Annotated in this window: 9 protein-coding genes and 1 tRNA gene; 5 read left to right on the top strand and 5 right to left on the bottom strand. The window is 36.7% G+C overall.

Annotation, left to right across the window (positions count from 1 at the left end):
* The first annotated feature begins 110 nt into the window (after positions 1-110).
* Positions 111-518, top strand: a complete 408-nt coding sequence (mscL, locus tag ACFILY_RS03275; RefSeq protein ID WP_273790360.1) for a large conductance mechanosensitive channel protein MscL — start codon at positions 111-113, stop codon at positions 516-518.
* An 18-nt stretch (positions 519-536) separates the two neighbouring features.
* Here mscL and ACFILY_RS03270 read toward each other — a convergent pair whose 3' ends face one another.
* The gene (locus ACFILY_RS03270) at positions 537-2243 is read right to left on the bottom strand and encodes an ATP-binding protein (RefSeq protein ID WP_375630987.1); all 1707 of its coding nucleotides are present in this window, start codon (positions 2241-2243) and stop codon (positions 537-539) included.
* Positions 2244-3070: 827 nt separating this feature from the next.
* Positions 3071-5644, bottom strand: coding sequence for a DNA translocase FtsK (locus tag ACFILY_RS03265; protein ID WP_273790358.1), 2574 nt, complete (start codon positions 5642-5644; stop codon positions 3071-3073).
* A 461-nt stretch (positions 5645-6105) separates the two neighbouring features.
* On the opposite strand from ACFILY_RS03265, the gene ACFILY_RS03260 reads away from it, so the two are divergent.
* From ACFILY_RS03260 to rpoH, 3 genes are all read left to right on the top strand, one after another.
* The gene (locus tag ACFILY_RS03260; RefSeq protein WP_375637533.1) at positions 6106-7536 is read left to right on the top strand and encodes an aldehyde dehydrogenase family protein; all 1431 of its coding nucleotides are present in this window, start codon (positions 6106-6108) and stop codon (positions 7534-7536) included.
* Positions 7537-7565: 29 nt separating this feature from the next.
* The gene (locus ACFILY_RS03255) at positions 7566-8570 is read left to right on the top strand and encodes an RluA family pseudouridine synthase (protein WP_273790356.1); all 1005 of its coding nucleotides are present in this window, start codon (positions 7566-7568) and stop codon (positions 8568-8570) included.
* A 148-nt stretch (positions 8571-8718) separates the two neighbouring features.
* Positions 8719-9603, top strand: a complete 885-nt coding sequence (gene rpoH / locus ACFILY_RS03250; RefSeq protein WP_273790355.1) for an RNA polymerase sigma factor RpoH — start codon at positions 8719-8721, stop codon at positions 9601-9603.
* 203 nt (positions 9604-9806) lie between these two features.
* Here rpoH and ACFILY_RS03245 read toward each other — a convergent pair whose 3' ends face one another.
* The 3 genes from ACFILY_RS03245 to ACFILY_RS03235 form a co-directional block, all read right to left on the bottom strand.
* Entirely contained in the window at positions 9807-11228 is a 1422-nt protein-coding gene (locus ACFILY_RS03245; protein WP_375637534.1) for a hypothetical protein, read from the bottom strand.
* 237 nt (positions 11229-11465) lie between these two features.
* Positions 11466-12755, bottom strand: a complete 1290-nt coding sequence (locus ACFILY_RS03240) for an adenylosuccinate synthase (RefSeq protein WP_273790353.1) — start codon at positions 12753-12755, stop codon at positions 11466-11468.
* A gap of 384 nt (positions 12756-13139) precedes the next feature.
* Positions 13140-14303: a phosphoserine transaminase gene (locus ACFILY_RS03235; RefSeq protein ID WP_273790352.1), complete on the bottom strand. Its 1164-nt coding sequence runs from the start codon at positions 14301-14303 to the stop codon at positions 13140-13142.
* A 397-nt stretch (positions 14304-14700) separates the two neighbouring features.
* Here ACFILY_RS03235 and ACFILY_RS03230 point away from each other — a divergent pair.
* Positions 14701-14776: transfer RNA gene (locus ACFILY_RS03230), tRNA-Phe, on the top strand.
* Positions 14777-14903: the final 127 nt, after the last annotated feature.

The raw sequence follows: 14903 nt of genomic DNA, 5'->3' as shown, positions 1-14903 counted from the left end.
AATAATATTAATATTGTAATATAATCATAAAAACAAAATCTGCCCTTTCCTTTTTCATCAAAAGCGGTAAGTAGATTACCGTATATCACTTACATAAAGGGGAAAATGCAATGCTTAAAGAATTCAAAGAATTTGCCCTAAAAGGTAATATGATTGATCTTGCTATCGGTGTGATTATAGGGGGTGCTTTTGGTAGCTTGGTCAACTCAATTGTCAATGATATTTTTATGCCAATCATTGGATTGATTACAGGTGGAATTGATTTTTCTAATATGTTTATTCAACTTGCTGGCGAAAAACAAGCAACATTGAGTGCCGCCAAAGCAACTGGAGCAACCATTAGCTATGGACACTTTATTACTTTACTTATCAATTTTCTCATTATTGCTTGGGTGCTTTTTTTATTCGTTAAAGCTATGAACAAAATCCGTAGAAAAGAAGAAGAAAGCCCCCAAAAAACGTCTTCAGAAGAACAACTGTTAACAGAAATTAGAGATCTTTTGGCTAAGAAAAAATAATTTTATGCAAGATTTACATCATGGAACACGAGGAAAAAACATTTCCACAGTTGTTCCGTAATTGGGTTTGGAGAACAGTAAAAATTGTCCCCCTCTTTCTTCCACCATTGCTTTACACATTGGGAGCCCTAAACCTGTTCCCATAAAAGCGCTATCACCAGATCGGCCATCCTTGCGCTCTACTTGACCATAAGGTTGCAGTGCCTGTATAATCTCTTCTTCGTTCATCCCTATACCATTATCACTCACTGAAATTTTTACACGTTCTTTTCTATAAGAAACGTGAACAATAATCTGTCCACCCAAAGGTGTAAAACGAATAGCATTGGAAAGAAGATTCCATATAATCTGGCGAAACACTTGTTGTGATACAGGAATAAATGGAACATGAGGTGGAGCAACAATACGCATGATAATGCCGTTCTGATTGGCTTGAGTCTCAAGAAAAGCTATCGTCGCACGTAAACAAGATATCACATCAAATGTTTCAGAAATAAGGGAAGAATCAATCTGGTTATCGGAACCAGAATAATTTATCTTCGAGCACTCTAGTAATTGATTAATCAGCAATAATATATGTTTTCCAGAGGAAATAATATCGCGTAAATATCCATGATAGCGCTCATTTTCTATCGAACCAAAACGGCCTTCTCTCATAATTTCTGCAAAACCAATAAGAGCATTCAAAGGTGTTCGTATTTCATGAACAACTCCAACGATTTTATCCTCTTCTGCTTTTTTTTCTCCTGATGGAACTGTTTGTGTCCTATCACGCAACATAACAGCATAATTTCCTTGCTTTGCCAAAAATACAATCGTTATCAAAACGGTTATATTTTTATGATTTTTCGTCATTAAATCAGCTGTTTCTCTGCGATTTAAAACCTGATTTTTTCCCTCCATGCGGATTGATTTAAAATATTTTTCAACCAAAAGTCGGCTTTGAAAAGTAAATAATGAAGAGAGTGGCTGTCCTCGCAGTTCATTTATTTCATAACCCATTAATGCTAAGGCTGCCCTACTCGCTGATTGAATAAAGCCTTCTTCATCCAACCATAAAACACCATCTGTTGCTGTATCCAACAATGATAAAACTGCAGCGGGCTCTTTTACGAGAGCTTGTTCTATAGCATTTACCGGCAATGTTTGTGCATATGGTAACTGAATAGCTGTTTCTTCAACTAAATTTTCTTCTTTTACCGATGAATTTAATTCATCACGCAATTGCTCTGCAATTTCATGAAAAGCTGAGCGTTCTATCTCCGTAAGACATGGTATTTCTGTTGCTAGCTTTTCATTTCTTTTTTCTTGGACTTTTTTTTGTATTTTTAAAACACCAAAGCCACGAAACCCTTTAAGCTGCTTTGTAACATCAAAAATTGGCAAAGCCGACAATTCAACATCAAGCCATTGTAAGCAACCATCAACAGGCCATTGAACAATCTCTTTACTCCAAGGCATAGCCGCTTCAATAAAACGACTGAGAACCAGATATCGATCATCATTAAATTGATGAGCAAGTTCATGAAAACTACACCCTAAAATAGAGGAAGAGAGAGGACCAACAACTTCAGCTAGCTCTTTTGAGACTTCACAAAACAAACCATTGTGATCGATTTCCCACGTAAAAGGCCGTGGCAAAAGCTCTGGTGTAAAACGAAAAGCTTCTTGCTGAGATTTTAATTCATTTGTATTTAACTTTAACTCATCTGCTTTTAATGGCATAACTAAAACTAAAAAGTGTTGGATTTACTCTCAAATGAATAATGCTAATTTGTTTACAATTATCTGTTCTGGTTAAAATAACTTGATATCTCATATAAATTGTCTGTAGCAAAATTTTGACTGTTTCATCAACAAAACAAGAATAAAAAGAAGCTTCCAGCTCTTGTTGCTTATTCACCCATTATGTAATAAATCTTGTTACAATAATGGTAACATCTCCCTCGCATAAATAGTACTCAAAAAGAATACACTTATTTTACACATTCATGCGCCTTTTTTGAAAAGATATCTCCCAAGATCCCCAAGCTTATTTTACGACGTCATCTGTAAATGGTGTAATGTAAAAGTCCCTATAGAGGATATCAAGGCATTGTGCATTACCATTTTTATACTTATAAAAGAGCTGGTTAGCACCATCATTATACTAATTTCAGCCCCTAATGTTACCAATAGTTCTTGGCATTTGAAGGCATTCATACAAAGATCTTTCTTTCATTAGAATCGCTACAAAAGAACAAACAAAAAATATACCACCGCACTATTTTATTAAAAATTTTCTCTGTAAAAAAGAGAACACAAATTATCTGTCTTCATATAAAGATTTGTTTAATTTCTTTATATTCCAGATCATTTAGAAATGTTAAAATATCTCATAATCTCCTTTGATATCAGCTTGTTTACCTCATCAGAAGTCTTAATACAAAAGATCGCTTTTGCTTTATTACTCTCCATTTAAATTTTTAATATTATATAAAAAAATAAAACAAGCACATTTAAATAATAACTGTCAGATATTTAAAAAATTGCATATTTTTAAATGCGTTTGTTTATTTTCCTTCATTGAGTAAAATTTCACGTTTTCCAACATGATTAGCGGCTCCAACAATGCCTTTTTCTTCCATCCGCTCGACGAGAGAAGCTGCTTTATTATAGCCGATTGAAAGTCGGCGCTGAATATAAGATGTTGAACATTTTTTATCACGCATAACAATTTTTACAGCTTGGTTATAAAGTTCCTCACCCTCTTCATCAAAATTTTCTTCCTCAGAAATTTCAGCCGCTGAATCAGCAGAAGTATCCTCTTTGTTATCGTCTTCATTATCCGTTACCGTTGCCAAATAATCAGGTTTTCCTTGCATTTTAAGATGTGCAACGATGGATTCAACTTCTTCATCTGAGACAAAAGGTCCATGAACGCGCACAATGCGTCCACCACCAGCCATATGAAGCATATCCCCCTGACCTAAAAGCGTTTCAGCACCTTGTTCACCCAAGATCGTACGACTATCAATTTTTGACGTTACTTGAAAAGAAATGCGGGTAGGAAAGTTTGCTTTAATTGTACCGGTGATAACATCAACAGAAGGACGTTGCGTTGCCATAATAAGATGAATACCTGCCGCACGCGCCATTTGCGCTAAGCGCTGAATGGCATTCTCTATCTCTTTCCCTGCCACCATCATAAGATCAGCCATCTCATCAACAATCACAACAATATAAGGAAGCTGCGTGAGATCCATGGCTTCTTCATGATAAAGCATTTCCCCTGTTTCCTTATCAAAACCCGACTGAACAGTACACATGATCGTTTCGCCTTTTTGAGCTGCAAGTGCAACGCGTGCATTAAAACCATCAATATTACGCACACCCAACTTAGCCATTTTGCGATAACGCTCTTCCATTTCACGAACCGCCCATTTTAAAGCTGTTACTGCTTTTTTGGGATCTGTGACAACGGGTGTTAAAAGATGTGGAATGCCATCATAAACAGAAAGCTCTAACATTTTAGGATCAACCATGATCAAACGACACTGCTTTGGTGTCATACGATAAAGAATCGACAAAATCATTGTATTAATTGCAACAGACTTGCCTGATCCTGTTGTTCCTGCAACCAATAAATGAGGCATTTTTGCTAATTCTGCAATGACCGGTTCACCATTAATCCCCTTCCCCAAAGCAAGAGCAAGTTTAAATTCACTTTCACGAAAAGAACGTGTTTGGATTAATTCCCGTAAATAAACGGTTTCACGAACCGCATTGGGTAACTCAATCCCGATAACATTACGTCCAGGAATTACAGCAACGCGTGTAGAAATAGCAGACATAGAACGCGCAATATCATCAGAAAGATTAATAACGCGCGATGACTTTACGCCCGCGGCGGGTTCAAATTCATACATTGTTACCACTGGCCCTGGATGAACATGGATAACTTCACCCTTAATGCCAAAATCTTCCAAAACACTTTCCAAAAGTCCAGCACCACGTTCTAATGTTTCTTGAGGAATCATCGTACCTTCATGAAAAACAGGTTCCTGTAATAAGTTGATCGGAGGAAATTCATAAACATCACAGTCAATAGATTGAATATTTTGCATAAAAGCAGAATCATAATTACCTAATGGCATACGAGTAGATTGTAATGTTTTAGTTTTACTGTTTGCTTGCATCACAGAAAAATCTTTTGAATTCTTTGTGACGGCTTTGTTTATACAATCAACAGTATTATTGGCGACAGTATTATTGCTATTTTCAGTCTCTATACTCGCCCCTGCATCGCTTAACGCCCCTGTATTACTTAACGTATGAGCAGAATCTTCAACAGAAAGCTTAGAATGACTCTCTTTAGTAGTATCATTATTTGTATGCATTAAATCAGAAATTTTCTCAACGCCTCGCATCCTTTCCGCTGGAGATTCTGATGTAATTGAATCATAGAGTTGTGGAAAGCGGTATTCAAGAACACGGTAAAGAGCCGTTATTGACTCATCAAAGGCTGTGGGAATATCCGGTGTAATTTCATTTGTCGTATCAATTGATATTCCATCCTCTTTTGACGTTTGAGTCTCCACATGTTCAAATATCAAAGATTCACACTCAAAAAATGCATCATCGGAAAGATGCAAAGCAGGTTTTATTTTTTGTAGCACATTTTCCACTTGTAATTTACGTTCTTGTTCATCCTCCTCAAGTGGAATATTTGCTGACGGCATATGAATAGCTTGTCGTGACAACTGCTTCAGAACCGTTGAATGACAAACTGATGTTTTATTCTCTATTGATTGAGGATTAATGACTTTTTTTGTCGAAAGAATATTGGTTGTTTTCTTGTTACAACGTACAATATCTGTATCTGTAATTTTTTTTTGATCTTGCTTCGTAAAAATTTTAAACTGTTTTGCAAAAACTGGATCTGTTTCTATACGACGACGCAAAATCTCAACTTCTGGGGTTCTCGTGAAACGGACGTTTTTTCCGAGGGCAAATGCCTTTTTCCACACTTCCGGATAAGGAAATATCTCAGTAATCTTAACAGATAAATCTTCTCTTGATGCACCTTCCGTACTATCATCAGAAAAAGAAGACGTAGAAATAGATTTTGTTTTCGAATTATGCATGGCACCCAACAAATTTATAGCAATGAGAAAAATAACCTTTTCAAAAAGAATTCGTAGAAACTATCATACGAAGGTTAATAACCTTTTGCTGATGGTTACTTTTTAATGAAAAAAATAATGCCATAATGCATATTCATAATCTGCCTTTTGCATATTTACGATATAAATTGCTCAGTTTATGGTGTCATAGAGCTCGTATTTCATTTGTTTTGAAAAAAACTTCATGATAAAAAAGCTTCAAGAAAATTGTCTATGCCTCTCTATTCTCTCCCTTTTCATAAAAGAAACTAGTCTCAATAATACAATAAGCATTGCTCTATTGAATTCTCCATGCTCAATTATCACGATATAATCTAATTTCTCGCGTTTTTATAAGATTACCCTTGTTATCCTCGTTTAAAAAGGCTTAGACTAAGACAATCATAATTACATAAATACAAATAGAAAAAAGGGAGTGAATTATGTTTAATAAACGGAAATTTTATATCAATGGTCTATGGGATGAGCCAAGCATTCCTCACGATTTTGACGTCATTAATCCATCAACAGAGGAGGCTTGTGCTGTCATTAGCCTTGGAAGTACAAAAGATGCCGATAAAGCAATTAATGCGGCTAAAGAAGCGTTTCAAAAATGGAAAACAACGTCACCAAATGAGCGTCTTGGATTTGTTGAAAAAATTCTAGAGATCTACGAAAAACGTTCCAAAGACATGGCAAAAACCATTTCAATGGAAATGGGAGCACCGATTGATATGGCGCTTAATGCGCAAACTGCAACCGGAAGTTCCCATATTCGCAATTTTATCGAAGCTTATAAAGAGTTTTCGTTCCAAGAAACTTTAATAAAGGGAAATGAGCAAGCAATCCTTCACTACGATCCTATCGGCGTCGTAGGATTAATTACGCCATGGAATTGGCCCATGAATCAAGTAACTCTTAAAGTTATTCCTGCTCTCTTGGCTGGCTGTACCATGGTGTTAAAGCCCTCTGAAATTGCGCCTCTTTCTGCTATGCTTTTTGCTGAATTTTTAGATGAAGCCGCACTTCCAGCCGGTGTTTTTAATTTAATCAATGGTGATGGTGCGACTGTCGGCTCTTACCTCTCTGCACATCCAGATTTAGAAATGATCAGCTTTACTGGTTCAACTAGAGCAGGAAAAGATATTTCTAAAAATGCCAGCGCTACTTTAAAAAGAGTCTGTCTGGAACTTGGTGGAAAAGGAGCGAATATTATCTTTGCTGATGCCGACTCAGATGCTATTCAACGTGGTGCACGACATTGCTTTTATAATAGTGGACAAAGTTGTAATGCACCGACTCGTATGCTTGTGGAACAGAGCATCTATGACAAAGCCATAAAAATAGCCAAAGATATTGCAGAAACAACAAAAGTAGGACCAAACTGCCAAGAAGGAAATCATATTGGACCTGTCGTTTCAAAAAAACAATATGATAAAATTCAGGATCTTATCCAATCGGGAATTGATGAAGGTGCAACTCTTGTTGCAGGCGGGACTGGTTTACCAAAAGGAATGGAACGCGGTTATTATGTCCGTCCAACAGTCTTTGCTGATGTAAAACCTCATATGCGTATTTTTAAAGAAGAAATCTTTGGTCCAGTTCTCTCGATTCTTTCTTTTAGTACAGAAGAAGATGCCGTCGCTTTAGCGAATGAGACTGAGTATGGTCTTACAAACTATATTCAATCGCAAGATCGCAACAAATGTCGTCGTATTGCGGCACAAGTACGCTCTGGTATGGTAGAAGTTAATGGACATGGATTACCCAGTGGAAGCTACTTTGGAGGTGTAAAATTTTCTGGGCGCGCTCGTGAAGGAGGACATTGGGGAATTAAAGAATTTCTCGATAGTAAAGCAATTTCGTACTGGTAAAATCTTATTAAAAACTTAATAGGAATCGTATGGTAATACAGAAAATAACGGATGAAGGTGCTCTTGGGCAACGTCTTGATCAGTGGCTCGCAAAACAATATCATGATGTGCTCTCACGTTCGCGTTTGCAAACCCTCATCCGTGAAGGCTGTCTTAAAATTGATGGTCAATTCATAAAGGAACCAAAAACAAAATTAAAACCTAACCAAATAATTGAATTGGAAATGCCTGACCTTCGTGATGCAGAACCTAGCGCTGAAGCCATTGCATTGGACATTCTTTTTGAAGATGATCATGTCATTGTTATTAACAAACCAGCTGGTCTTGTTGTTCATCCTGGGAATGGCAATTGGACCGGTACATTGGTTAATGCCCTTATTTACCACTGTGGGAATAGTTTATCTGGTATAGGTGGTGTTAAACGCCCTGGCATTGTCCATCGTCTTGATAAAAATACAAGCGGTGTTATGGTTGTTGCAAAAAATGATCTAGCTCATAAAAGTCTCAGTGCTCAATTTTCTGATCATGGACGTACCTGCGCATTAGATCGACGCTACCATGCCTTGATTTGGGGAACACCTCAGCGCAATGTCTGGACAATTGATGCATCACTTGGCCGTTCGCCCCATAACCGGACAAAGCAAGCTGTCATCCATAACCAAAACCCTTATGCTCGTCATGCTGTTACACATGTTTCTCTGCTTGAAAAATATGGCTCTCATGCAGACTCAACATCTTTTGCTAGCCTTCTGGAATGTCGCTTGGAAACTGGACGCACCCATCAAATCCGTGTTCATATGACTCATATTGGGCATCCACTCATAGGCGATACAGTTTATGGAAACGCTTTTAAAACAAAATCAAACACATTCAACCCCACTATTAGAAATGCAATCGATCAATTCAACCGACATGCACTCCATGCTGCAAGTCTTACTTTTGAACATCCTTCTACCGGTAAAGTTATGTCGTTTTCCGCACCACTGCCTCAAGATATGGCTAAACTTATTAAACTTTTTAAAAAAATGAATTGAAACTTTTCCCCTTCTCAAGATTTCACAATAAAATATCTTTTTTTGAACAAAATTGAAAAATATGCTAGAGTGAGGTTATGAGGATAGTTAGCTATCTAAAACATAGAATTTGCCTTATCAGGGAATTCAAACAAAAGGAGGGTGCTATATGGCCCATATGAATTTATTATCAGTAATGACAGGTGATGGTGGTTTAAACCGTTACTTGGAAGAAGTGCGTCGTTTTCCAATGCTTGAGCCAAAAGAAGAATATATGTTAGCTCAGCGTTACCGTGAGCATAATGATCTAAAGGCTGCGCATAGGCTAGTAACCAGCCATTTGCGTCTCGTAGCTAAAATCGCGATGGGATATCGGGGCTACGGACTTCCCATTGGGGAAGTCATTTCAGAAGGCAATGTTGGACTCATGCAAGCTGTTAAACGTTTCGAACCAGAGCGGGGTTTTCGTCTTGCAACCTATGCAATATGGTGGATTAAAGCATCAATCCAAGAATATGTATTGCGCTCTTGGAGTTTGGTGAAAATGGGGACAACAGCTAATCAAAAGCGTTTGTTTTTCAACCTTCGTAAGTTAAAAAGTAAACTTCAAGCACTTGATAGTGGCGATCTCAATGCAGAACAAGTGAAAAAAATTGCAATCCAGTTGAATGTCACAGAAGATGAAGTTGTATCAATGAATCGTAGGCTTGGTGGTGATACTTCACTCAACGCACCAATTCGAACAAAAGAAGGGGAAAACAGTGAGTTGCAAGATTGGTTGGTGGATGAATCTAACGATCAAGAACAAATTTTAATTGAAAAAAGTGAATTAGAAAATCGCCGTTCCATGCTCATAAATGCCATGGACAATCTCAATGAACGCGAAAAGCGTATATTTAAAGCGCGTCGTTTAAACGATGTACCACTAACCCTAGAAGAACTCTCTGGTGAATTTAATATTAGTCGAGAACGAGTAAGACAAATTGAAATGCGTGCATTTGAAAAAGTGCAAAACTCTATCAAAGATTCTACTTTATCTCAAAGTCAAGTATAAAACCTAGAGTTAAGTATAAAGCCAATGGTTTGCACATTCTTTAAATGTGAAAATGAAAAAAAGCATGCCTTGGCTTTATACTTGTAAATTAGCCTATCGAATTCTTTAAGTTATTGATATGTAAAGCTTTATTGAATATATTTGGTATATAATTGATAAAGACGGTCGTAGAAAATTCTTCACAGCCGTTTATTTTTTTGCATCTATGTTTTATTTTTTTGACCAAGAACTGTTAACTTATCTTGTTGTGCAAGCCATTGTCCAATAACTTCATTAAAAATAGACTTACCTGTTGGTCCTTTTGCAAAGGTTAATTCACTTATACGCCCGTTTTTATCCGTTAACACCAAACGCATCCAATCTAATTCTCGCATCAATTGTAAATTTCGATCAAGAAATGGATGATTACCACTCAATGCGACAAGAAAAAAGTCATCGTTAATCTTTGCAGCAATGGTTCTTGTTAAAGCCTGTCCAATGGATTGTTCACTTGCTTTAAAGGTTAATGCTTGAACATTGCTTATAGCTTTACCTGAAAATTTATCAGAAAGAATAAAAACAAGGTCCATAATATATGCAGCAGGAAATGACTGATCGGTATTACGACGTAAAATTAACCGTAATGATACCCCTTCATCAGGAATTGTTATATCACCTTGTATAGTTGTTTCTTCTGGAGCCCCCTTCACTTGAGATTCTTTTATAAGCGTCCAGCGAGCACTTCCCGTTGCTATCTTTTCTGCATCATAATTTGTACGTGCTTGATAGAAAACAGCTTCACCTGATTTTTCAAGCGATTGCAAATTGCTATCAACAACTGTTGAGAGTACTTCTTCATCCGAAGAATCTATCGCTTGTTTTAAACCAACATCAATTTCACTTCCATCCTCTAATAAGCGTTGTGTTAACTTTCTCTTAATTGGAAATGCCTTTGGTACTCTGTGAGAAGCTTGAAGATTTTCTTCTAAAAACTGATGATCATTTGATACAAATACACGCTCACCAACAAAAAAAATACCAACAATTAAAACAACAAAACTAACAACAGAAACAGCACTTATTACAATACGCCTTTGCACTAACGATTTATTAGCACGACGTAAAGCCTGAGAAAAAATGTGCGAAACAATATGCGAATTATCTTCCTGCGAAGGAGAAATCTTTAACACACTGCTATTAACATGCTGAGAAGGCACATCAGCCTCCATATTAACAGGCTCTGCATCTGGTATATCGGATACACAAAGCTCATCAAATACCTTGTTATCCTTTGAACGCGTAACAAAATCCTGTTTTCTTTTTATATTTACCTCTGAAAATTCATTATTCTTTGGTAATATAGTTTTTTTTGTATATTTCTTATCTTCATTTATATTTGTGGGATTCCACCCAATAACTGAAGAAAGCCGCTTCTTTTCAACTGCTAAATATTCTCCTTCAACAGTTGCAATAGAACTTTGAAGAATCTTTCTCTGTTCATCCGCTATTGCTTGTGGTATTTTTGCTGTTAAAAATTGATGTTCTAGTGTTTCGGTAGCACGCTTATAAATCCGCTTACGCACTTGTGGTGTAATATTATTTTGTGCATTAATTGTCTTTTTTAAGATTCCAACGAAATCTACCATTTCCTCTATAATCTCTCTTAAACTGAGAAAAAATCAATAGTAAAGCCAAAAAACTTTATTTTAGCCTTCTAAATTGATTGCCATTTAATATTGGTACAACTATCGCAATAATGTAAAATGAATATGAAAAATAAACAATGCTATTTTGCACCTTTCTCTCACGTGCTCTTAAAAACTTTTTTTGTAAAAAGAGACAAAAACGCACAGAGAACATATATAGAAATCTAAAAATAATAATCAATTAACAAAGGGATCCGTAATAAGAATAGTATCTTCACGCTCTGGACTTGTGGATAATAAAGCCACTTTTGTATTAATCAGTTCTTCAATATAGCGTATATATTTAATAGCCTGCACTGGTAAATCTTCCCACCTCAATGCATGTGCTGTTTCTTCCTTCCAACCTTCTAATGTTGCATAAACAGGCTTCACCCGATCCTGAGCTCCCATGGAAGAAGGTAAATAATCAATTCTTTTACCATCAAGCTCATAACCAATACAAATTTTTATTTCATCCAAACCATCTAAAACATCAAGTTTTGTCAATGCTATACCTTGAACACCGCAAATTGTTACCATCTGACGTACTAAGACAGCATCAAACCAACCACATCGACGCTTTCGACCCGTTACAACACCAAATTCATGTCCACGCACTCCCAGAAATTCACCAATATCATTTATCTGCTCTGTCGGGAACGGCCCTTCTCCAACGCGTGTAGTATAAGCTTTTGCAATACCCAAAACATAATGAATTGCATCAGGTCCCATCCCCGAACCTGTACATGCTTGCCCAGCAACTGTATTAGATGACGTTACATAAGGATAAGTTCCAAAATCATTATCTAATAAAGCACCTTGCGCACCTTCAAAAAGAATGTGTTTCCCTCCTCGATAACCTTCATCTAAAAGACGCCACGTACAATCCATAAAGGGCAAAATTTTATCCGCAACTTGCATCAATTCATCATAAAGTGCTCGAGAATCAATCTCTGCAACACCCATCCCACGACGCAAAGCATTATGATGCCTCAAAAGCCGCTCAATCTTAGCCATAAGTGTATCTTTTTCTGCTAAATCCATCACTCGGATAGCACGACGTCCCACCTTATCTTCATAAGCCGGTCCAATACCACGCTTTGTTGTACCAATTTTTAAACCAGATAAACCGCTTTCTCGAATTGCATCAAGATCACGATGCAAAGAAAGAATCAAAGGAGCATTTTCAGCAATACGCAAAATTTCTGGTGTGATTTTTACACCCTGATCACATAGTTTTTTTACTTCTGCAACAAAATGATGAGGGTCAACAACAACACCATTGCCTATAATTGATAACTTGCCACGCACTAAACCAGACGGTAAAAGTGATAATTTATAACTGACTCCATCAACAACCAATGTGTGGCCAGCATTATGCCCCCCCTGATACCTCACCACGATATCTGCTCGCTCAGATAACCAATCTACAATTTTACCTTTGCCTTCATCACCCCATTGTGTACCGACAACAACTACATTGGCCATAACTTTCTCCGTCGTGTTTGGTTAAAAAAACCAGCATTCAAAAACAAACACTTCTTTATAACGAAACCTTAGAGCAAGTGCGACTCCTCATTTCAGATTTTTCTCAATCTTCAAGTGATTAAATTTTCAAATTTATGATAATAAAGATAAGCAAATACCAAAATATTTTAAATCTGTTATTTTTGCTACAACAAAGTAAAAAAAATAGAGATTTTAATTTGTGCGTATCCAACACCTGACAGAGCATTCATTCTCTCTCTTAATCTTTTACAATTCACGTAATATTTAGATGCTGTCTGTCTGATACAAGAATACGAAAGATCATCATAATCTTTCGTATCCTTTTTTGTTTAAAAATACGTTGTGAAAATCACCAGTAATTATTTAAAGCTGTGCTTTTTCAACTTGGAACGCCCACTCAAGCCATTGTGTCAAAATTTCAAGATCGGAAGCCTCAATTGTTATACCCGCCCAAATTCTAAGCCCAGGAGGAGCATCGCGATACGAACCGATATCATAAGCAACCCCTTCCTCATCAAGACGTTTCACAACCGCTTTTATAAAAGATACTCGCTTTTCCGTATCCAAAGCAGTAATCACTGGATCCACAATATCTAAACAAATAGCGGTGTTAGAACGCACTTCAGGATCTTTTGCCAAATATTCTAACCATGGCGTTTTGCGAACAAAAGCATCAAGTACAGAAAAGTTTTTCTCAACCCGTGCTCTTAATGCCGCTGCACCTCCTAGAGACTTTGCCCACTTCAACCCATCAAGAAAATCCTCAACACAAAGCATAGAAGGTGTATTGATTATCTTTCCTTTAAAAATATCTTCGTTCAATTTTCCATTTTTTGTCATATAGAAAAGTTGAGGCATAGGCCAAGCTGGAACATGATTCTCAAGCCTCTCAACAGCACGAGGACTTAAAATCACCATACCATGTGCAGCCTCACCTCCCAAAACTTTCTGCCATGAAAAAGTAACAACATCTAATTTTGAAAAATCAAGATATTGCGCAAAAGCTGCCGATGTTGCATCACAAATGGTCAATCCAGCCCGTTTATGCGGAATGAAATCCGCATTAGGAATACGCACACCAGAAGTTGTCCCATTCCATGTAAAAACAACATCCCGATCAAAGTCAAGTTGTGTTAAATCTGGTATTTCACCATAAGGAGCTTCAAAACGACGCACATCAGAAAGCTTTAATTGCTCGACAACATCTTTATTCCACCCAAATCCAAAACTTTCCCACGCCGCCATATCAATGCCACGCTCACCTAATAGAGACCATAGAGCAGCCTCAACAGCACCGGTATCTGAACCGGGCATAATTCCTATACGATGATCAGAAGGAACCTCAAGAATCTCACGGGTTAAATTAACAACTTCAGCAAGTTTTAATTCTGCTTCTCTAGATCTATGTGAACGCCCAACTACTGCATTTTTAAGAACATCAAGAGTCCAACCAGGCCGTTTACTACAAGGGCCTGAAGAAAAATTAGTATTATTGGGACGACTACTTGGTTTTTGTAACATTATCATTATTTCTCCCCTTTTAGATGTTTTTTTCTTTATAAAGAAAAACAAATTATTATAAAGACTAATCAACAATCTTTTTAGAAAAAGTCAAAAATGTTGTCTATTATTTCGTATGCTTAAAATTCACGGAAACTTTATAAAAAAATCTTTCTTAATCATGCTTCTCGATTGATTCTTTTAATTTTTTTCGTATCACCACCACGATAAGACAGCATTCTAATAACAATACACTAAAGTGTCCAATATACCTATCAAATTTATTTTATGATAAAGATTCATTGATAACGCTCTAGAATAGGGAGATAAACTTATTAAAAAATCAATTATTTTTCTTTTGATGACTGGACAGAGAAAATTTTAATGTTATAACCGCAAACGCTTTATGTTTTTTATGAAGCATGCCCAGATAGCTCAGTTGGTAGAGCAGCGGACTGAAAATCCGCGTGTCCGTGGTTCGAATCCGCGTCTGGGCACCACTTTTTGTTTTTAACATATTGAAATATATAGATTTTTTCTTTAAATAGCTATTTTCAGACCACCTTTTAGACCACCTTCTACAGTTTATATAATTTTACCTAATTTGTTCTTATTTGCTCCTTATTT

The organism is Bartonella sp. CL25QHWL, from assembly GCF_042195335.1.
GTDB lineage: Bacteria > Pseudomonadota > Alphaproteobacteria > Rhizobiales > Rhizobiaceae > Bartonella.
Note: the sequence above shows the minus strand (reverse complement) of the source record. Positions and strands in the feature narration are given on the sequence as shown.